General features: G+C 67.6%; 22 protein-coding genes. 13 read left to right on the top strand and 9 right to left on the bottom strand.

From position 1 onward, the window contains the following. Window positions 1–59 precede the first annotated feature (59 nt). Together eccD and mycP are read left to right on the top strand one after the other, a co-directional pair. Window positions 60–1,385 (top strand): type VII secretion integral membrane protein EccD, encoded by a 1,326-nt coding sequence (gene eccD, locus A9X01_RS02230; RefSeq protein ID WP_065119099.1) that lies wholly within the window; start codon window positions 60–62, stop codon window positions 1,383–1,385. Further along, the gene (gene mycP, locus A9X01_RS02225) at window positions 1,382–2,671 is read left to right on the top strand and encodes a type VII secretion-associated serine protease mycosin (RefSeq protein ID WP_065119098.1); all 1,290 of its coding nucleotides are present in this window, start codon (window positions 1,382–1,384) and stop codon (window positions 2,669–2,671) included. The genes eccD and mycP overlap by 4 nt, the downstream gene beginning before the upstream one ends. On the opposite strand, the gene eccB is transcribed toward mycP, so the two are convergent. Then, window positions 2,642–4,021, bottom strand: a complete 1,380-nt coding sequence (eccB, locus tag A9X01_RS02220) for a type VII secretion protein EccB (protein WP_253848879.1) — start codon at window positions 4,019–4,021, stop codon at window positions 2,642–2,644. The genes mycP and eccB overlap by 30 nt on opposite strands. A 127-nt stretch (window positions 4,022–4,148) precedes the next feature. On the opposite strand from eccB, the gene A9X01_RS02215 reads away from it, so the two are divergent. Further along, on the top strand, window positions 4,149–4,943 hold the full coding sequence (locus A9X01_RS02215) for a cutinase family protein (protein ID WP_253848877.1): 795 nt from the start codon (window positions 4,149–4,151) through the stop codon (window positions 4,941–4,943). 32 nt (window positions 4,944–4,975) lie between these two features. After that, entirely contained in the window at window positions 4,976–5,635 is a 660-nt protein-coding gene (locus A9X01_RS02210; protein WP_065119097.1) for a cutinase family protein, read from the top strand. On the opposite strand, the gene truA is transcribed toward A9X01_RS02210, so the two are convergent. From truA to infA, 8 genes are all read right to left on the bottom strand, one after another. Beyond that, window positions 5,632–6,477 carry a tRNA pseudouridine(38-40) synthase TruA gene (gene truA / locus A9X01_RS02205; RefSeq protein ID WP_065119116.1) on the bottom strand — a complete coding sequence of 282 codons (846 nt, stop codon included), beginning with the start codon at window positions 6,475–6,477 and terminating at the stop codon, window positions 5,632–5,634. The genes A9X01_RS02210 and truA overlap by 4 nt on opposite strands. Beyond that, window positions 6,473–7,120 carry a 50S ribosomal protein L17 gene (rplQ, locus tag A9X01_RS02200; protein WP_065119096.1) on the bottom strand — a complete coding sequence of 216 codons (648 nt, stop codon included), beginning with the start codon at window positions 7,118–7,120 and terminating at the stop codon, window positions 6,473–6,475. The genes truA and rplQ overlap by 5 nt, the downstream gene beginning before the upstream one ends. A gap of 57 nt (window positions 7,121–7,177) precedes the next feature. Further along, window positions 7,178–8,221, bottom strand: a complete 1,044-nt coding sequence (locus A9X01_RS02195; RefSeq protein ID WP_036352837.1) for a DNA-directed RNA polymerase subunit alpha — start codon at window positions 8,219–8,221, stop codon at window positions 7,178–7,180. Window positions 8,222–8,358: 137 nt separating this feature from the next. Continuing rightward, window positions 8,359–8,964 carry a 30S ribosomal protein S4 gene (gene rpsD, locus A9X01_RS02190; protein ID WP_065119095.1) on the bottom strand — a complete coding sequence of 202 codons (606 nt, stop codon included), beginning with the start codon at window positions 8,962–8,964 and terminating at the stop codon, window positions 8,359–8,361. A gap of 15 nt (window positions 8,965–8,979) precedes the next feature. Further along, window positions 8,980–9,396, bottom strand: a complete 417-nt coding sequence (rpsK, locus tag A9X01_RS02185) for a 30S ribosomal protein S11 (protein ID WP_036352831.1) — start codon at window positions 9,394–9,396, stop codon at window positions 8,980–8,982. A gap of 3 nt (window positions 9,397–9,399) precedes the next feature. After that, window positions 9,400–9,774, bottom strand: a complete 375-nt coding sequence (gene rpsM, locus A9X01_RS02180) for a 30S ribosomal protein S13 (RefSeq protein ID WP_036352829.1) — start codon at window positions 9,772–9,774, stop codon at window positions 9,400–9,402. 167 nt (window positions 9,775–9,941) lie between these two features. Continuing rightward, the gene (rpmJ, locus tag A9X01_RS28695) at window positions 9,942–10,055 is read right to left on the bottom strand and encodes a 50S ribosomal protein L36 (protein WP_003879483.1); all 114 of its coding nucleotides are present in this window, start codon (window positions 10,053–10,055) and stop codon (window positions 9,942–9,944) included. Window positions 10,056–10,093: 38 nt separating this feature from the next. Beyond that, window positions 10,094–10,315, bottom strand: a complete 222-nt coding sequence (infA, locus tag A9X01_RS02175; protein ID WP_003418601.1) for a translation initiation factor IF-1 — start codon at window positions 10,313–10,315, stop codon at window positions 10,094–10,096. A gap of 241 nt (window positions 10,316–10,556) precedes the next feature. Between infA and A9X01_RS02170 the strand changes: the two genes are divergently transcribed. The 9 genes from A9X01_RS02170 (at window position 10,557) to mmsB (ending at window position 20,170) form a co-directional block, all read left to right on the top strand. Beyond that, on the top strand, window positions 10,557–11,411 hold the full coding sequence (locus A9X01_RS02170; RefSeq protein ID WP_065119094.1) for an LLM class F420-dependent oxidoreductase: 855 nt from the start codon (window positions 10,557–10,559) through the stop codon (window positions 11,409–11,411). Window positions 11,412–11,430: 19 nt separating this feature from the next. Beyond that, entirely contained in the window at window positions 11,431–12,291 is an 861-nt protein-coding gene (locus A9X01_RS02165; RefSeq protein WP_065119093.1) for an LLM class F420-dependent oxidoreductase, read from the top strand. Window positions 12,292–12,301: 10 nt separating this feature from the next. Continuing rightward, window positions 12,302–13,297, top strand: a complete 996-nt coding sequence (gene rfbB / locus A9X01_RS02160) for a dTDP-glucose 4,6-dehydratase (RefSeq protein ID WP_065119092.1) — start codon at window positions 12,302–12,304, stop codon at window positions 13,295–13,297. Window position 13,298: 1 nt separating this feature from the next. Next, window positions 13,299–13,907 carry a dTDP-4-dehydrorhamnose 3,5-epimerase gene (gene rfbC, locus A9X01_RS02155; RefSeq protein ID WP_065119091.1) on the top strand — a complete coding sequence of 203 codons (609 nt, stop codon included), beginning with the start codon at window positions 13,299–13,301 and terminating at the stop codon, window positions 13,905–13,907. 142 nt (window positions 13,908–14,049) lie between these two features. Further along, window positions 14,050–14,496 carry a lipoprotein LpqH gene (locus A9X01_RS02150; RefSeq protein ID WP_436405221.1) on the top strand — a complete coding sequence of 149 codons (447 nt, stop codon included), beginning with the start codon at window positions 14,050–14,052 and terminating at the stop codon, window positions 14,494–14,496. Window positions 14,497–14,598: 102 nt separating this feature from the next. Further along, the gene (locus A9X01_RS02145) at window positions 14,599–16,473 is read left to right on the top strand and encodes a PecA family PE domain-processing aspartic protease (protein WP_065119090.1); all 1,875 of its coding nucleotides are present in this window, start codon (window positions 14,599–14,601) and stop codon (window positions 16,471–16,473) included. A 113-nt stretch (window positions 16,474–16,586) separates the two neighbouring features. Then, window positions 16,587–18,107 (top strand): CoA-acylating methylmalonate-semialdehyde dehydrogenase, encoded by a 1,521-nt coding sequence (locus A9X01_RS02140; protein WP_065119089.1) that lies wholly within the window; start codon window positions 16,587–16,589, stop codon window positions 18,105–18,107. Window positions 18,108–18,115: 8 nt separating this feature from the next. Next, a complete protein-coding gene (locus A9X01_RS02135; RefSeq protein WP_065119088.1) occupies window positions 18,116–19,276 on the top strand; it encodes an isobutyryl-CoA dehydrogenase in 1,161 nt (386 codons plus the stop codon). Between the two features lie 21 nt (window positions 19,277–19,297). After that, complete coding sequence (mmsB, locus tag A9X01_RS02130; RefSeq protein WP_081282169.1) at window positions 19,298–20,170, top strand: 3-hydroxyisobutyrate dehydrogenase; 873 nt, start codon at window positions 19,298–19,300, stop codon at window positions 20,168–20,170. Window positions 20,171–20,269 lie beyond the last annotated feature (99 nt).

Here is a 20,269-nt window from a genome sequence, read left to right as displayed (position 1 = left end):
GCAAGCCAGCTGTGGACAGTTGGAAACCCGATGGTCGACATCCGATTACCGTCCCGTTGATGGACCCAGTATCCGCATCCGAGATGCGCTGCGTCGCCGTCCACACCGGCAGCGGCGAGGTCGATTTGGTGTTGCCCGCCGACGTTCCGGTGGCCGTACTGATCCCGGCCATCGTCGACCTGCTCGGCGGTGCGGACCCGGTGCCAGACCGCCACCTGCTCTGTACCTTGGGCGGGTCGCCACTGTTGGGTGTGACGACCCTCGCGCAGAACGGCATCGAAGACGGCGCCACGCTGGTATTGCACCGTGAAGCTCCCCGGCCACCCACCCGGCCCCGCGCGGACGAGTCCGAGGCGGTGCTGGCCGGCCTGGGTGATCCGCCCCAGGCGCGGCGTCCGTCCCCGGTCGTCACCGCGCTCGGAGCGGTCGTCATCACCGCCGCCGGCCTGCTGGTGCTGATTCGAAACACATTCAGTACCAATCAATCTGATCTGACTGCTGCCGGGATGACGGGCGCCGCCGCCGTCGCGGCGCTCTGCCTGGCCTCGGTGGCGCAGCGGAGCTACCGGCAACCGGCCGCCGCGCTGACTCTGAGCATCATCGCCGCCATGTTCGCCGGGGTCACCGGACTGCTCGCCGTGCCCGGCACCCCCGCCGGTCCGCATGTGCTGCTCGCCACCATGGCGGTTGCCGTCTCGGCCGTCGTGTCGATGCGCCTGACCTCCTGCGGCGTAACGGCATTGACCGCGCTGGCCTGCTGCGCGCTGATCGGCGCGGCCGCCGCGATGGCCGGCGTGCTGACCGCGGCACCGCCGCACGTCGTCGGAGCGGTGACCGCGCTGTCCTGTCTGGGCCTGATCGAGGTGGCACCGCGGCTCTCGATGCGGCTGGCCGGTCTGTCACCTGCACTGCCCGACGAGAGGGAACTGGCCGACGACGCGGCTTGCGCCGATCGTTGGTTGACCAGCCTGCGGGCCGCGTTCGCGATCGGCGCCGGATCCGGTGCCGCACTTGCCGCGCTCACCAGCCCGCGGGCCGGCCTCCTTGCCGCCCTCACGGCAGCACTGCTGCTACTGCACGCCCGACTGGATCACAGACGGATGTTGATGTTCACCTGCACCGGAATAGCGACCACCGCAGTGGTTTTGGCGGTCGTAGCCGGGCACTTGCCGCAGCGCGGATCGTGGATCGCCGCGGTCACGACAGTCTCGGCCGCAGCGGCGATGTACCTCGGGTTCGTCGCCCCTTCGATATCGCTATCGCCGGTCGCGCGGCGCGGCGTCGACGCTCTGGGATGCGTGACGCTGGCCGCCGCCGTGCCCGTGGCGTGTTGGACCTGTGGTGCCTTCGGCGCCGTCCGCGGGCTGAACCTGTTGAGCGCGTGACGACCCGCGGGGCGGCTCGCTTGCTGCTCGCGGCCGCGTTGACGGTGCCGTCCCCGGCACCGCTCGCCCGTGCCGTGTCACCACCGCCGGTCGACGAAAAGTGGTTACCCGCAGCGACCTTGCCTGCTCCGTCCGGGCCCACCGTGCAGCGAGAGGTGTGCGCGGTGGCAGCCGTGGATCCGGCGGTCACCGGTATCCCTCCCCAGGTCGCTGACATGGACTTGCCGCGGATCTGGCAGCTCACCCGGGGTGCCGGACAACGAATCGCGGTGATCGACACCGGTGTCCGGCGTCACCCCCGGCTATCGAACTTGGTGGCCGGCGGTGACTACGTGTCGACGGGCGACGGAACCCAGGACTGCGACGCGCACGGCACGCTGGTGGCCGGGATAATTGCGGCAACAGCTTCCGAGGCCGACCAGTTCAGTGGCGTAGCGCCGGAGGCCACGGTGATCGGCATCCGGCAATCCAGCACCCGATTCTCCCCGGCCGGCGACCGGTCCGGCCACGGCGTCGGTGATGTTCAGACGATGGCGGAAGCGGTCCGTACCGCAGCGGATATGGGTGCCACCGTCATCAACATTTCGTCCGTCGCATGCGTCGCATCCGCGGGCACGCTCGACGACCGCGCCCTGGGTGCCGCCATCGCGTACGCGGTCGACGGCAAGGACGCGGTGGTGGTGGCCGCCGCAGGCAACATCGGGGACGCCACGCAGTGTCCGCCACAACCGGCCGCCGTCAGCCCCGCCTGGTACGACGACTACGTACTGACCGTGGGTTCGGTGAACCCTCAGGGCGTACCGTCCTCGTTCACGCTGGCCGGGCCGTGGGTCGACGTCGCCGCGACCGGCGAGGGAGTGATCTCATTGAGCCCAATCAACGAGGGCATCGTCAATACCATTGCTGGGCAATCGATCTCAGGAACCAGCTATGCGGCGCCGGTGGTGAGCGGGCTTGCCGCACTGATCCGGGCCCGTTTCCCGGCGCTGACCGCGCGCGCGGTGATGCAGCGCATCGAGGCGACCGCCCACCATCCCCCGGCGGGCTGGGATCCGGCCGTCGGCAATGGCGTCGTCGACGCCCTGGCCGCGGTCAGCACCGGCACCCTCGGACAAATCGGCACACCCGGCATCAGGCCGGTGGACCTGCCGGCGCCGATCACACCGCTGCCAACCGACAACCGCCCGCGCGACACCGCTTTTCGGGGCGCCGCCAGTTGTCTCGTGGTCCTGGTGGCCTCAGTCGCGGTCCGGCGGCTACGGCGCCACCGTGTCCCGACCGACTGACGCCTTCACCCTGCTCAGCTCCGGTCCGCATGGCAATGCCGCCAGCACCGCCCACGGTGCCGGTGCTGGCGTCGACGGCAGACCGAGGTCGCGGGCCGCCTCGTCGTCGGCAACCGCGAATCGCACTCCACCCTCGGTCACGAGGAAGCGCGGCGCGCTGCGAGGACTGGTGCCGGTCAGGGGCTGCGCCGACACATACGCAGAGCGGCCGGGCGGTAACTGGACGGCGTCCACGGCCGGCCCGCGGCCGTCGGCTTGCGCCAAGCCCACGGGCTGCCCTCCGACGAGAGGCAAAGCGCCGCCCGCCACGAGGGCGATGCCGGCCGGAACCGATCGCGCTGGCCTCCAGACCGCGCAGACCACCTCCGTTCTGTCCGACGCAGCCGGCGCCCGGTCGGGGAACGCAGCGGTCGGTAAGACGTCAACGATCGGTGCGTTACGTAGCGCATCGGGCGCTACCGTGACGGCGTTGACGCTGCCCTGCGCATCGCTGAATCGCAGCAGGTCGGCGGCGACCTGCCCGATGCGCTGGACCCCGGCGGGCAGGGCCACGTAGTACTCATCACCCACTGCACGTGTGATCCGCAACACAGTGCCGACCACAATCCCGGGCAGCCACTCGCGCGGCGGTCCGCCAGCCTGTGGAATTCGGGGCACCGTGATGGCCGGTACCTCGGGGACGGCGCTCAGCAAAGTCCGCGAGACGATACGCGGAGTCTGTCCCCATAGCTTCAAGGCGCGGACCACCGCCGGATCCGACAGGTCGACCAACGCGCGGGACCCGCGGTAAAGCAGGTAGGGCTGGACGCCGGGGTCGGTGGCGACCAGGACGGCGCGGTCAGCGCTCAACGCGCCGACGGATGCGCCCGCCGGAGGCCCGACCAGCACAGTTGTCCCCGCCTCACCCTCGCCGTCGCAAACCGTCCAGACCGACTCCGCCGCCGGCAGTGGCGGGTTGAGCTGCTGCGGTGCGCCCGGAATGCCGAGCGACGGACCACGTTTGACGCGCGCCAGGTCCGACTCCCGCGCCGGCCGCGGATTGGCATCCGTGCCCGCGATCAGTCGGGCCGAGGCCAGGTTCAGCACCGGATGCCAGGTGTCACCCACCCGCACGTACAAGGCGCCCGATACCTGACCCATCACGATCGGGGCTTCGCCAAGCGAGGGCTGCGGGCGCAGCCAACCCAACAATCCGGTCCCGGCCAGCGCCACCGCCGACAACACAGCACCAAGCACCAGCGCAACCCGCCGCGCGCGGCCGACCGCACGATGATCGCCACCCAGCAACGCGTGCTCCAAGCGCCGCCTCTGGTACCGGTATGCGCTGACCTGCAGCCAGGTGGTGGTCACCAGCCGCCCTGCTCCCCCACTACGTTGCCCGGATCGTCTCAAAATAGGCCGCCGACCATCCCGCTGCGTGCAGTTATCCACAGGCGCGGAGATGATCCTCCACCGGCCGGCGTATAAAATTTCCCAGGTGCGTAAACACCCCATCCTCCGCCTAGCCGGTCGGGCCGGTGTGGGCGCCGCCGCTCTGGCGGCCATTGTTCTGCTGGTCAACCCGCTCGGGGCCGTCCCGTCGGCGTCCGCCGACGACTGCCCGGACGCCGAGGTCGTCTTCGCCAGAGGGACCAACGAGCCGCCCGGCCTGGGCCGGGTGGGCGACGCATTCGTCGACTCGCTGCGCCAGCAGGCCCCCGGGGTGAACATCGACACCTACGCGGTGAACTATGCGGCCAGCAAGCTGCAGTTGCACGGCGGTGACGGCGCCAACGACACGATCTCGCACGTCAAGAAGATGGCGTCGAGCTGCCCTACCACCAAGATTGTGCTGGGCGGGTACTCACAGGGCGCCTCGGTGATGGACATTGTGGCCGGTGTTCCGATCGGCGGCATCAGCTTCGGCAGTTCGCTGCCGCCCGAATACGCCGGCAACATCGCTGCGGTGGTGACTTTCGGCGACATCGCCGACCGTGCCGGGGGCTCGCTGCCGACCAAGAGTGCGCTGCTGGGCGCCAAAGCCGTGGACTATTGCAACCCCACCGACCCGATCTGCCACGCCGGGGCCGGGAACGAGTGGACCGGCCACACCGAAGGTTACGTCCCCACCTACACCACCCAGGGCGCCGCTTTCGTGGCACCCAAGCTGATGAACGGTGTCCCGCACATGCCCGGACAGCTGCCCGTTCCCCAGCTGCCGCTGACGCCTCCGGGCTCCGTCCCGCAGGTGCCGGGCGCACCGGCCACCGCGCCGGTGGTGCAGGTCCGCTGACTCGGGTCCGGTAGCCCCTACTATTTCGGTCCATGAGGCTGAACCCCTTGGGCTGCAAGCGACCCCGCGTCGCCGGAATCGCGGCCGCCGCACTCACGGCGGCCGCGTTGCTGGTTGCCCCGCCGCTGGCACCGCCGGCCCACGCCGCCTGCCCGGACGCCGAAGTGGTCTTCGCGCGCGGCACCGGTGAACCGCCGGGGCTGGGCCGGGTCGGCAACGCGCTGGTCGGCTCACTGCGCCAGAAGACGGGCCGCAACATCGGCGCCTACGGGGTCAACTACCCGGCGAACAAGGACTTCCTCGCCGCCACCGACGGCGCCAACGACGCCAGCGACCACGTCCAGCAGATGGTCAACAACTGCCCGGGCACCAAGCTCGTGCTCGGCGGATACTCCCAGGGCGCCGCGGTGATCGACATCGTCACCGCCGCACCGCTGCCCGGCCTCGGCTTCACCCAGCCGCTGCCGTCCGATGCCGCCGAGCATGTCGCCGCGGTGGCCCTGTTCGGCAACCCTTCGGGCCGGGCCGGCGGATTGATGAACGCACTGAGTTTCCAGTTCGACGGCAAGATCATCGACCTGTGCAATGAAGGCGACCCGATCTGCTCGGACGGCAACCAATGGAAGGCGCACACCGGGTATGTGCCCGGCCTGACCAACCAGGCCGCGAGTTTCGTCGCGGGCAAACTCTAACGGGGCGAACGGATGTCGCGGGTGATCAGCGTCCGGGCACCGAGCTCGTCGTCGGGCGGATAGTCCACCGCAACCAGCGTCAGCCCCTGTGGCGGCGCTGCCGCGAAATCGCTGGATCGCTCAGTCGCCCCGAGTAATTGACGGCACCACGACGGTGTGCGCCGGTGTTCACCAACGGCCAGCAGCGCCCCAATCAGGGATCGCACCATCGACCAGCAGAACGCGTCGGCGCTGACGTGCGCCGTGATCTGATCGGCGTCGCGGGAGAAGTCCAGCCGCTGCAGTTCCCGGATCGTGGTGGCCCCTTCACGACGACGGCAGAATGCGGCAAAATCGTGCAACCCCAACAACTCTCGGGCCGCAACACTCATCGCGTCCACGTCCAGGGGACGCGGCCAGGCGGTGACGAAGCGGGCCTGCTGTGGCACCACACCGTACGGCGCGGTCGACAGCCGGTACACGTAGTGTCGCCGCAACGCCGAGAACCGTGCATCGAAACCGGCGGGCGCCCGGACGATCTCCAGCACCCGGACGTCGGCGGGCAGGAACCTGCCCAGCCGACGCACCAGGGAAAGAAACTCCGGGTCCTCGCGACGGCTCGCCCGTGAGTAGGCATTCGACACGGCATCGGCCGGCACGTCTGCGTGCGCCACCTGCCCGGTGGCGTGCACACCGGTGTCGGTGCGGCCCGCCGCGCGCAGCCGCACCGGCGCCCGGAACACGGTCGTCAGTGCCTCATCGAGCACACCGGCGACCGTGCGCAAACCCGCTTGCGCCGCCCAACCCGCAAAATCCGTTCCGTCGTAAGCGATGTCGAATCGCAGACGGACGACTTCGCTAATTCTCGGGTGCCTCGTCGGTGGCGTCGGTGCTGGCGTCGTCGGTGCCCTCGGACGTGGCCTCGTCGCCGGCCTCGGTGTCGCCTGCTGAGTCACCTTCCAAGCCCGCCTGCGGCGTCGCAGCTGCCGCCTCCGGGGTGGCTTCGGTGTCGGTCGCAGCCTCGTCGGCGGCCGAATCGTCCACCGCCTCCGGCTCGACGGCGGCCTGCGGTGCCGCGGCCGCCGCTTCGGGCGCAGCCTTCTTCGAGGCCCCCACCCGCCGGGCCCGGTCGGCTTCGGACGTCACCGTCTTTTCCCGCACGAGTTCGATGACGGCCATCGGAGCGTTGTCACCCTTGCGCGGCTCGACCTTGATGATGCGGGTGTAGCCGCCGTCGCGGTCGGAGAAGAAGGGCCCGATCTCCGCGAACAAGGTGTGCACCACGTCCTTGTCCCGGATCTTCTTGAGCACCTCGCGGCGATTGTGCAGCGTGCCCTTCTTGGCGTGGGTGATCAGCTTCTCCGCGTACGGCCGCAATGCTCGGGCCTTGGGCTCGGTGGTCTTGATCCGGCCGTGCTCGAACAACGAGGTAGCCAGGTTGGCCAAGATCGCCTTCTGGTGCGCAGACGACCCGCCGAGGCGGGGACCCTTGGTGGGCTTTGGCATTGCGACTTCTCCTAGATGGGGCCGGCCCCCGTATCAGGTAGGACCGGGACGGGTTGCTTAAAGCTGTTCGGTTTCCGCGTAGTCCTGGTCGTCGTACGCACTCTCGGTGGACCAGGTGCCGGTGGCCACGTCGTAGCCGGCGACCTCGGACGGGTCGAAGCTCGGCGGGCTGTCCTTGAGTGACAGGCCCAGCTGGTGCAGCTTGACCTTCACCTCGTCGATGGACTTCTGACCGAAGTTGCGGATGTCGAGCAGGTCGGACTCGGTGCGCGAGACCAGTTCGCCGACGGTGTGCACGCCTTCGCGCTTGAGGCAGTTGTAGGAGCGCACGGTCAGGTCCAGGTCGTCGATCGGCAGCGCGAACGAGGCGATGTGGTCGGCCTCGGCCGGCGACGGCCCGATCTCGATGCCCTCGGCCTCGACATTGAGTTCGCGTGCCAGACCGAACAATTCGACCAGCGTCTTACCGGCCGACGCCAGCGCGTCACGCGGCGTGATCGAGCTCTTGGTCTCCACGTCCAGGATCAGCTTGTCGAAGTCGGTGCGCTGCTCGACACGGGTCGCGTCCACCTTGTAGGTGACCTTGAGCACCGGCGAGTAGATGGAATCGACTGGGATGCGGCCGATCTCGGCACCGGAGGCCCGGTTCTGCACCGCCGGGACGTAGCCGCGGCCACGCTCGACGACGAGCTCCACCTCGAGCTTGCCCTTGTCGTTCAGGGTCGCGATGTGCATGGACGGGTTGTGCACCGTGACACCGGCCGGCGGCACGATGTCGCCCGCGGTGACCTCACCCGGGCCCTGCTTGCGCAGGTACATGGTGACCGGCTCGTCCTCCTCGGAGGACACGACCAGACCCTTGAGGTTCAGGATGATGTCGGTGACGTCTTCCTTGACGCCGGGCACGGTGGTGAACTCGTGCAGCACACCGTCGATGCGAATGCTGGTCACCGCCGCGCCGGGGATCGACGAAAGCAGCGTGCGACGCAGCGAATTGCCCAGGGTGTAGCCGAATCCGGGCTCCAGCGGTTCGATGACGAACTGGGACCGGTTGTCGTTGAGGATGTCCTCGGACAGGGTGGGCCGCTGAGAAATCAGCATGGTGTTTCTTCTTCTCCTTCTCGGCACCCGCTATTTGATGCCGTTTGGTTCTCGCGTCGACCCGCTTCGCCCGGCTCCGCCGCGCTTGCGATCGCCGCAAGGGGTTTCCGCGCCGGCGGCTGCCGGTCCGGAAGTCTTTACTTCGAGTAGTACTCGACGATCAGCTGCTCGGTGAGCGGGACATCGATCTGCGCACGCTCGGGCAGTTGATGGACCAGGATGCGCTGCCGCTCCCCCACCACCTGCAGCCAGCTCGGGATCGGGCGGTCGCCCGCCGTCTCCCGCGCGATCTGGAAAGGCACGGTGTTCAGCGAGTTGTCCCGTACGTCGATGATGTCGTACTGCGACACCCGGTAGCTGGGAACATTGACGTGCACGCCGTTGACCGAGAAGTGCCCGTGGCTTACCAGCTGGCGGGCCATCCGTCGGGTACGCGCGAGCCCCGCGCGGTACACGACGTTGTCCAGCCGACTCTCCAGAATCTTCAGCAGTTCCTCACCGGTCTTGCCGGATTGGCGCGATGCCTCTTCGTAGTAACGGCGGAACTGCTTCTCCATGACGCCGTAGGTGAAGCGGGCCTTCTGCTTCTCCTGCAGCTGCTGACGGTATTCGCTGTCCTTGATCCGCGCGCGGCCGTGCTGGCCGGGTGGGTAGGGCCGCTTCTCGAAAGACTGGTCGCCACCGACGAGGTCGGTGCCCAACCGGCGCGACTTGCGGGTGATGGGTCCGGTGTAACGAGCCATATCAGTTCAACCCTCCTAGACGCGCCGACGCTTGGGCGGGCGGACACCGTTGTGCGGCTGCGGCGTGACGTCGGAAATCGCACCGACCTCCAGGCCGGCCGCCTGCAGCGAACGGATCGCGGTCTCGCGGCCCGAACCCGGGCCCTTGACGAACACGTCGACCTTGCGCACCCCGTGCTCCTGGGCCTTGCGGGCAGCGTTCTCCGCGGCCAGCTGCGCGGCGAACGGAGTCGACTTCCGCGAGCCCTTGAAGCCGACGTGACCCGACGACGCCCAGGCGATGACGTTGCCCTGGGGGTCGGTGATCGTCACGATCGTGTTGTTGAAGGTGCTCTTGATGTGCGCGGCGCCGTGCGGAACGTTCTTCTTTTCCCTGCGGCGGGTCTTCTGCCCCTTCTTGGGACCGCCGGCGGATGCTTTCTTCGGTGGCATCGGTTACCTGGCCTTCTTCTTGCCTGCGATGGTGCGCTTGGGGCCTTTGCGGGTCCGCGCGTTGGTCTTGGTCCGCTGGCCGCGCACCGGCAGGCCGCGGCGGTGCCGCAGGCCCTGGTAGCAGCCGATCTCGATCTTGCGACGAATGTCGGCCTGCACCTCACGACGCAGGTCACCCTCGACCTTCAGGTTCGCTTCGATGTAGTCGCGCAAGTGGGTGAGTTGGTCATCGGTCAGATCCTTGGTGCGCAGATCCTTATCGATGCCGGTGGCCGCCAGAATCTCGTTAGAGCGGGTACGGCCGATGCCGAAGATATAGGTCAGCGCGATCTCCATCCGCTTGTCACGCGGGAGATCGACGCCTACTAGTCGAGCCATAGGTGGCGTTTCCTCTTTCTCAGCGGAGGTCTTTTCCCAGTCCGTTCCTCACCTGTTGGCGAGGGCCCGGCCTCCGTCCGGGCGTAGGTGGGCGGCGTATCCGCTCACTGGTACTGGGAGGTCTGCATTCAGTTGTGTGCGGGCGCCCAAAAAGGACTGGCCCTGACCTAACCCTGCCGCTGCTTGTGGCGCGGGTCGGAGCAGATCACCATGACCCGTCCGTGCCGACGGATCACCCTGCACTTGTCACAGATCGGCTTGACGCTCGGGTTCACCTTCACGGCAGTCTCGGTCCTGTTCTCTGGTCTTGGGTGGTTCGTTACTTGTACCGGTACACAATGCGGCCCCGGGACAGGTCGTAGGGAGACAACTCCACTACCACGCGGTCCTCGGGAAGGATGCGGATGTAGTGCTGCCGCATCTTGCCGCTGATGTGGGCGAGCACCTTATGGCCGTTCTCCAGCTCAATGCGAAACATCGCATTGGGCAGGGGCTCGACCACGCGGCCCTCGACCTCGATGGCACCGTCCTTCTTGGCCATTACTTTTCGGCGATCCTCTACCTTGTTGTCCGTGCTCCTGGGTGGGCGCAGCATTCGTCCGGACTACAAACCGTGAGCCGGTGATGGAAATTCCCAGAAGAAATTTCAGACAGGGCACGCGAAGAGCCGGCACGGACGCCGCACCGTTGGTCCACGATACCCGCACCGCCGCTCCGGAAGCAAAATCGCCCGGTTCGCTGCGAGCGGAATAGCCCGGGCCGGCCTGCCGGTTAGACCAACCATGACCGATTCCCAGGCAGGTTCAGCCCCCAGTAAGCCCGATCTCGGCCGGTTCGGATCGTTCGGACGCGGCGTCACTCCGCAGCAGGCCAAGGAGATCGAAGCCTTGGGTTACGGGGCGGTCTGGGTGGGCGGCTCACCACCGGCCGAACTGGACTGGGTCGAACCGATCCTGGCAGCAACGACCACGCTGCAGGTGGCCACCGGCATCGTCAACATCTGGACCGCGGCGGCCGGCCCGGTCGCCGAATCATTCCACCGGATCGACCACGCCTACCCGGGGCGCTTCCTGCTCGGCATCGGCGTGGGTCATCCCGAGGCGCACGCCCAGTACCGCAAGCCCTACGACGCGCTGGTGGAGTACCTCGACCAGCTTGACCAGCATGGCGTGCCGGCCAACCGCAGGGTGGTGGCGGCATTGGGCCCGCGGGTCCTTCAACTCTCCGCGCAGCGCGCGGCCGGGGCACACCCGTACCTGACCACGCCGGAACACACGGCGCAGGCCCGGGAATTGATCGGGCCGTCGGCATTTCTGGCTCCCGAGCACAAGGTGGTGCTGACCACCGACGCCGACAAGGCCCGCGCCGTCGGCCGCAAGGCCCTCGGCATCTACCTGAACCTCGCCAACTACCTCAACAGCTGGAAGCGGCTGGGCTTCACCGACGAGGACGTCGCCAAACCGGGCAGCGACCGGCTGGTGGACGCCGTGGTCGCCTACGGAACCACCGACGCCATCGCCGCCCGGCTGCGCGAGCACCTCGACGCAGGCGCCGACCACGTCCCGGTGCAGGTGCTGACCCGTAACGAGGATCTGGTGCCGGCGTTGGCCGAACTGGCCGAAGCGCTAGGTCTCTGAGACGGGTATATGAGGCCTCGTGACTGACGCAGTTTTACTCAAACCCGACCTGGGACGGTTCGGCGTCTGGCTGGGTAGCCGGTCGATCGCGCCGGAGTTGGCCGCCGAAATCGAGTCGCTCGGCTATGGCGCCGCCTGGATCGGTGCGTCGCCCGACGCTGACTTGGCGTGGGTCGAACCCGCGCTGGCACGGACCGACCGGCTGCAGCTGGCCACCGGGATCGTCAACATCTGGGCGGCACCGGCCAAAGCACTCGCCGCCTCGTTTCACCGCATCGAAACCGCACATCCGGGCCGGTTCGTCCTCGGGGTCGGCGTGGGCCACCCCGAGCACACCCAGCAGTACCAGAAGCCCTACGACGCGCTGGTCTCCTACCTCGACGAACTCGACAACGCGATGGTGCCGAACAGCCGCCGGGTGCTGGCCGCGCTCGGGCCCCGGGTGCTGCGCCTGGCAGCACAACGCAGCGCCGGCGCCCACCCGTACCTGACCACACCCGAGCACACCGGCCGGGCGCGCCAGCTGGTCGGGAACACCGTCTTCCTGGCGCCCGAGCACAAGGTCGTGCTCACCAACGACGCCGAGGAGGCCCGGGCGATCGGACGCCAGTTCGTCGACTTCTACCTGGGCCTGCGCAACTACGTGAACAACTGGCTGCGACTGGGCTTCACCGACGAGGACGTGCGAAAGCCGGGCAGTGACCGGCTGATCGACGCCCTGGTCGCCTACGGGACTCCGGACGCGATCGCGCGACGCCTGCACGAACACCTGGACGCCGGCGCCGACCACGTCGCCATCCAGGTACTGGGCGCCGCGCAGCCCGAGCAGCTCACCTCGGTACTCGGCGAACTGGCAGGATCGCTGGACCTCACCCGTTAGGGTTGCCCCCATGCGGCTGCTAGTCACCGGCGGGGCGGGTTTCATCGGCGCGAATTTCGTGCACAGCACGGTGCGCGAACATCCCGAGGACGCGGTGACCGTCATCGACGCCCTGACCTATGCGGGCCGGCGGGAGTCACTGGCCGACGTCGAGGACGCCATCAGGCTGGTCGAAGGCGACATCTGTGACGCCGACCTGGTCAACCGGCTGGTCGCGGAGTGCGACGCCGTCGTGCATTTCGCCGCCGAGTCCCACGTCGACAACGCACTCGACGACCCCGAGCCGTTCCTGCATACCAACGTGGTCGGCACGTTCACCATCCTGGAAGCGGTACGGCGACACGGTGTGCGGTTGCACCACATCTCCACCGACGAGGTCTATGGGGACTTGGAACTCGACGACCCACAGCGGTTCACCGAGTCCACGCCGTACAACCCGTCGAGTCCGTACTCGGCGACCAAGGCGGGCAGCGACATGCTGGTACGGGCCTGGGTGCGTTCCTACGGCGTGCAGGCCACGCTGTCCAACTGTTCCAACAACTACGGGCCGTATCAGCACATCGAAAAGTTCATCCCGCGCCAGATCACCAACGTGCTGACCGGCCGCCGGCCCAAGTTGTACGGCAGTGGTCACAACGTCCGCGACTGGATCCACGTGGAAGACCACAACAGCGCCGTGCGCCGAATCCTGGAAAAAGGCGAGATTGGCAAGACCTACCTGATCAGTTCTGAGGGCGAACGCGACAACCTGAGTGTGCTACGCACCCTGCTGCAGTTGATGGGGCGCGAACCCGACGACTTCGATCACGTCACCGATCGCGTCGGCCACGACCTGCGCTACGCAATCGATCCGTCCCTGCTCTACGGCGAATTGGGTTGGGCGCCAAAGCACACCGATTTCGAAGAGGGCCTGCAGGCCACCATCGATTGGTATCGGGAGAACGAATCATGGTGGCGCCCACTGAAAGACGCCGCCGAAGCGCGCTACGAAGAACGCGGGCAGTGACATGAAAGTACGCGAACTCAAGGTCCCTGGCGCCTGGGAGATCACCCCGACCATTCACGGCGACTCACGCGGCATCTTCTTCGAATGGTTCACCGACCGCGGATTCAGCGGTTTCGCCGGTCACCGGTTCGATCTGCGCCAAGCCAACTGCTCGACGTCCTCAGCGGGTGTGTTGCGCGGACTGCACTTCGCCCAGGTGCCGCCGAGCCAGGCCAAATATGTGTCCTGCTTGTACGGTTCGGTGTTCGACGTGGTGGTCGATATTCGGGTCGGCTCACCGACCTTCGGACAGTGGGACGCGGTCCTGCTCGACGACAAGGATCGCCGCACCATCTACGTCTCCGAGGGTCTCGGACACGCTTTCCTTGCGCTGCAGGACAATTCGACGGTGATGTACCTGTGTTCGGCGGAGTACAACCCGCAACGCGAACACACCATCGCCGCCACCGATCCGGAGCTGGCCATCGACTGGCCGCTGGTCAACGGCGCCGCGCCCACCCTGTCCGATCGCGATGCCGCCGCCCCCAGCTTCGCGGAAGTGCAGGCCTCCGGCCTGCTGCCCACCTGGGAGGAAACCCGGGAGTTCATCGCCGAGCTCCGCGGGAATTAATTCAACATCTGTACGACAAATCCTTGACCGTAGATACTGCAAGGCACGTCCGCTGCGTGGCGGAGTGAAAACCTCGGGCAAGGAGAATTCGGTGAAGCGTGAGCTGTTGATTGCCGTCGGCGCGGCGACTCTGGTGGCCGGTATGGCCGGGTGTTCCGATGACGAGAAAACCTCGGCCCCTTCGTCGTCGGGCGCGGCATCCTCCAGCGCGGCCGTGAGCTCCAGCGCCGCGCCGGCGAGCGCCACCCCGGCGGCCGCCGGAGAGACCCGCGTCATCATCGGCGGCCAGCCGCAGAATGTCAGCGGGCCGGTGGTGTGCGACACAAATCAGGGCAGATTCTCCATCGCGATCGGCGACATGATCACCGGCGTCATCGTGGGGCTCGAGCAGGACGCATCGGCGGTGCGTAGCGCCGGTCTGGGCACGGTCGACGGGGTGGTGCTCAGCTTCACCGAGGGCGCGCCCGGTAACAGCGCCAAGGCGACCAAGAACGGCAAGAGCTACCAGATCACCGGCACGGCCACCGGCGTCGACAACACCGGACAACAGGTCAGCAAGACCTTCGAAGTCGACGCTACCTGCCCCTGATTGCGCGAAGTACGGTCGAAATCACCGCTTTCCGTGAATCGACTGGTTACCATCCGATTTGCCGGTCGGGTCGCGACCGGATGATCACAACAGGGTGGGTCGATGTCTTTCGTGACCGTCGCACCGGCAGCGGTGGCCGACGCGGCAACGAGCCTGGAGAACCTGGGCGCCGCGATCCGTTCCGCGCACCTGGCGGCGGGCGCTCCCACGACCGCAATCGCGGCAGCCGCCGCCGATGAGGTTTCGGCGGCGATCGCGGCACTGTTCGCCCAGCAGGGGACGGCCTATCAGGCGCTGAGCAACCAGGCCGCGGCATTTCACAGCCAACTGATCGAAGCGCTCAACGCGAGTGTCCGTGCATATGCGACGGCCGAGGCGGCCAGCGTGGCCCCGCTGCAAACCCTGCAGGACGAGGTGCTGGCGCTGATCAATGCGCCCACCAACACCCTGCTGGGGCGCCCGCTGATCGGTGACGGCGCCGACGGCATCACCACCGCGGCCGGCGTCGGAACGGCCGGAGGCGCGGGCGGCATCCTGTGGGGTAACGGCGGCCGCGGGGGTGCCAGCGTTGCCGACGGGGTGGCGGGTGGCGCCGGCGGCCCGGCCGGATTGATCGGCAGCGGTGGCACGGGCGGGATGGGCGGCCTCGGCGCGGCCGGCGGGGCCGGCGGCACCGGCGGATTGCTGTGGGGCAACGGCGGAACCGGCGGGCTGGGCGGCTGGACGGGCGTCGGCGGCGCCGGCGGCAATGCGCTGTTCATCGGTGACGGCGGGGACGGCGGTCAGGGCGGGACGTTCATGTACAACGCCGTCGGCACCATCCTCCCCGGCGGAACGGGCGGGACCGGCGGCATCGGGGGGCTGCTCTGGGGTAACGGCGGTGCCGGCGGTACCGGCGGACCGTACGGCCTCGGCGGCACCGGCGGCAGCGCTCAGTGGTTCGGCGACGGCGGCACCGGCGGCATGGGTGGCGCCTTCGCCAACGGCGGCATGGGCGGCAACGGCGGGCACCTGATCGGCAGCGGCGGTGCCGGCGGAACCGGCGGCGTCATCTCCGGGCTCGGCGGCCCTGGCGGCATCGGCGGCCAATTGCTGGGGCAACCCGGGGCCACCGGCGCCGACGGCGGACTGGCCACCGTCCAGTTGACGATGCACGGGACCCGCCCGACACTGCAGGTCTCCGTAGACGGCGGACCGTTTGTGCAGGCAACCGTGGACACCGGGTCGAATGCCCTGCTGTTCGCGCCCCAGGACGTCGATCTGGCTGCCCTGGGCACGCCCACCCAAACTGGACTCACCTACAACTTCGGCAGCCCCGGAGACCGAACGGTGGTCACCTACAACGTCTACAAGGCGGCGCTCAACTTCGGAAACGGGATCATGACTCAGCCGACGACCGTCGGCGTCATCACGTCCGAGGTCTACAACGGCACGCCGGTGCGACCGGAAACCCTGATCGGGGTCGCGGCCAATGTGAACAACCCGGTATTCCGTACCGTTGCCGTGCAGCAACTACCGGGATTGCTCGCCAACGGGATCCTGGTCAACCAGCCCGGACACTATTTCCTGTTCGGCGACAACCCGCTTCCTGGGACCGTCTCCGCTTTCGGGTCACCGTTCACCGACGACCTGAAGCTGATGGTCAACGACACCCCCGTGCAACCGGTGAGTCTCAGCGTCATCGATACCGGCGGGGTCAACGGCGCGATTCCCAGCAACCTGCTGCCCGCAGACCTGCAGAATATTCTGCCGGGCCAGCCACTTCCGGCTGGAACGAGAATCACTGTCCTGGTGGGCGATACCGTGATCTACACCCAGATAGCGGGCGGGGGCATCGATTCCACGCGGGCGACGGTCTCCACGGCGCTGGGTGGATTCTTCAATACCGGTAACTACCCCTACACGCTGATGCCGATCTACCACTCCTACCTGCCGGCCGGCATGGGGACAGTCGTCTTCGATTCGCTGCCCACATAAACCGTTCAGCGACCGTCTGACCTGCGGCAAGCCGCCATTCTTGCTTGCCCGCCCCGGACTTACTAGGATATCCAAGTATTATTGCACTCCTTCCTCACTTCTCCGGGACAACCATGACCACGCAGATTTCGCATTTCATCGATGGCCAGCGCACCACCGGCCGGTCCAGCCGCACCGCCGATGTGCTCAATCCCAGCACCGGCGAGGTGCAGGCAACCGTCCCGATGGCCGGGCAGGCCGACATCGACGCCGCGGTGGCATCCGCGGCACGGGCCCAAAAGGATTGGGCGGCATGGAATCCGCAGCGCCGCGCCCGGGTGCTGATGCGTTTTGTCGACCTGGTCAACAAGAACATCGACGAACTGGCGGAGTTGCTGTCCCTCGAGCACGGCAAGACGGTCGCCGACTCCCGCGGCGACGTCCAACGCGGCATCGAGGTCATCGAGTTCTGCATCGGCATTCCACATCTGCTCAAGGGTGACTACACCGAGGGCGCCGGTCCCGGTATCGACGTCTACTCGCTGCGTCAGCCGTTGGGCGTGGTCGCCGGAATCACCCCGTTCAACTTCCCGGCGATGATTCCGCTGTGGAAGGCCGGCCCCGCCCTCGCATGCGGAAACGCCTTTATTCTCAAGCCAAGTGAGCGCGACCCGTCCGTGCCGGTGCGGCTGGCGGAGCTGTTCACCGAGGCCGGCCTGCCGCCCGGGGTATTCCAGGTCGTGCACGGGGACAAGGAAGCCGTCGATGCGATCCTGCATCACCCCGACATTCAGGCGGTGGGTTTCGTCGGCAGCTCCGACATCGCGCAGTACATCTACTCCACCGCGGCGGCCAACGGCAAGCGTTCGCAGTGCTTCGGCGGGGCCAAGAACCACATGATCGTGATGCCCGACGCCGACCTCGACCAGGCCGTCGACGCCCTCATCGGCGCCGGCTACGGCAGCGCCGGCGAACGATGCATGGCGATCAGCGTCGCCGTCCCGGTTGGTGAGCAGACCGCGGATCGGTTGCGCGCACGGCTGATTGAGCGGATCAACGGCCTGCGAGTCGGCCACAGCCTGGACCCGAAGGCCGACTACGGTCCGCTGGTCACCGAGGCCGCGCTGACCCGGGTGCGTGACTACATCGCCCAGGGCGTGGACGCCGGAGCCGAGCTCGTCATCGACGGGCGCGAGCGCGCCAGTGACGACCTGACCTTCGGCGATGCCAACCTGGAGGGCGGGTTCTTCATCGGCCCCACGCTGTTCGACCACGTCACCCCGGAGATGTCGATCTACACCGACGAGATCTTCGGTCCGGTGCTGTGCATCGTGCGCGCCCATGACTACGAAGAGGCCCTGCGGCTGCCGTCCGAGCACGAATACGGCAACGGTGTAGCGGTCTTCACCCGCGATGGCGACACGGCCCGCGACTTCGTCTCCCGGGTGCAGGTGGGAATGGTCGGCGTCAATGTCCCAATCCCGGTTCCGGTGGCCTATCACACCTTCGGCGGCTGGAAGCGCTCCGGTTTCGGCGACCTCAACCAGCACGGCCCGGCGTCGATCCAGTTCTACACCAAGGTCAAGACCGTCACCTCGCGGTGGCCGTCCGGCATCAAAGACGGTGCCGAATTCGTCATCCCCACAATGAATTAAGAAAAGCAATGTTCACTCTCAACGACGACGAACGGGTCATCACAGAGACGGCCGCCGCGTTCGCCGAGAAGCGCATCACGCCGTACGCCCTGGAATGGGATGCCAGCAACCACTTCCCGACCGACGTGCTGCGCGAGGCCGCCGAACTCGGGATGGCCGCGATCTACTGCCGCGACGATGTGGGCGGCAGCGGGCTACGCCGCCTGGACGGGGTACGCATCTTCGAGCAGCTGGCCATCGCCGACCCGGTCACGGCCGCCTTCCTGTCCATCCACAACATGTGCTCCTGGATGATCGACCGCTTCGGCACCGACGAACAGCGCAAGTCGTGGGTGCCGCGGCTGGCGACCATGGATGTCATCGCCAGCTACTGCCTGACCGAACCGGGTGCCGGTTCCGACGCCAGTGCGTTGAGTACCCGGGCGGTCAAGCAGGGTTCCGATTACGTTCTCGACGGTGTGAAGCAGTTCATCTCCGGCGCCGGCGCCTCCGACGTCTATGTCATCATGGCGCGTACCGGAAGCGAGGGCCCGCGCGGCATCTCGGCGTTCATCGTCGAAAAGGGCACGCCCGGACTGAGTTTCGGTGCACTCGAGGAGAAGATGGGCTGGCATGCCCAGCCGACGGCGCAGGTCGTGCTCGACGGCGTCCGGGTGCCTGCGGACGCCATGCTGGGCGGCTCGGACGGTGAAGGCACCGGCTTCGGCATCGCGATGAACGGGCTGAACGGCGGGCGACTCAACATCGCAGCGTGCTCGCTGGGCGGCGCACAGGCCGCGTTCGACAAGGCCGGCGCCTACGTGCGCGAGCGCCAGGCGTTCGGTTCGGCGCTGCTCGACGAGCCGACGGTGCGGTTCACCCTGGCCGACATGGCCACGGGTTTGGAGACCTCGCGAATGATGCTGTGGCGGGCGGCGAATGCCCTCGACGAGGACGCCACCGACAAGGTCGAGCTGTGCGCGATGGCCAAGCGCTATGTCACCGACACCTGTTTCGAGGTCGCCGACAAGGCGCTGCAACTGCACGGCGGCTACGGGTACCTGCGCGAGTATGGTCTGGAGAAAATCGTGCGCGATCTGCGGGTGCACCGAATCCTGGAAGGGACCAACGAGATCATGCGAGTGGTCATCGGCCGGGCCGAAGCCACCCGGTTTCGCGCCAGCGCATAGAAGGGCGGGCCAGAGTTGTCGCTGAAGGTCGCTTTCCTGGGACTCGGCCACATGGGTGGGCCGATGTCGGCGAATCTGCTTGAGGCAGGCCATGTCGTGCGGGGCTATGATCCCGTGCCGGCCGCCGCAGACACCGCCGCCGAGCGCGGCGCGACGGTGTTCGGCAGCGCCCCGGAGGCGGTGGCCGAGGCCGACGTCGTGATCACCATGCTGCCCAACGGCGACGTCGTCAAACGCTGCTACGCCGACGTGCTGCCGGTCGCGCAATCCGGTGCATTGTTCATCGACAGCTCCACCATCTCGGTGAACGACGCGCGCGAGGTGCACGCGCTGGCCGAAGAACACGGAATGGCGCAGATCGACGCTCCCGTTTCCGGCGGAGTGAAGGGTGCGGTAGCTGGGACGTTGGCGTTCATGGTCGGCGGCGACGCAACGGCACTCGAGCGCGCGCGGCCGGTGCTGGAGCCCATGGCGGGCAAGATCATTCACTGCGGCGCGGCCGGCGCCGGCCAGGCCGCCAAGGTCTGCAACAACATGGTGCTCGCCGTGCACCAGATCGCCATCGGCGAGGCCTTCGTCCTGGCCGAGAAGCTCGGACTGCCGGCGCAGTCCCTCTTCGACGTCATCACCGGCGCAACCGGCAACTGCTGGGCAGTGCACACCAATTGTCCTGTGCCCGGCCCGGTTCCGACGTCACCGGCCAACAACGACTTCCAGCCCGGCTTCGCGACCGCGCTGATGAACAAGGACCTGGGTCTGGCGATGGACGCGGTCGCGTCCACCGGATCGACCGCGCCACTGGGCACCCATGCCGCCGAGATCTACGCCAAATTCGCCGCGGACAACGGCGACAAAGACTTCAGCGCGATAATCGAGACGCTGCGCGGGTCCTGAGCGCCCCCGTCCCGCCTGTCCTTACGCCGAGCGTCACCCGTCCTTACGCCGAGCGTCACGCCAGCGTGGCTGTCGGCCCCGAGCGTCACGCTAGAGTGA

The sequence above is a fragment of the Mycobacterium asiaticum genome, from assembly GCF_001668675.1.
Classification (GTDB): Bacteria; Actinomycetota; Actinomycetes; order Mycobacteriales; family Mycobacteriaceae; genus Mycobacterium; species Mycobacterium asiaticum_D.
Note: the sequence above shows the minus strand (reverse complement) of the source record. Positions and strands in the feature narration are given on the sequence as shown.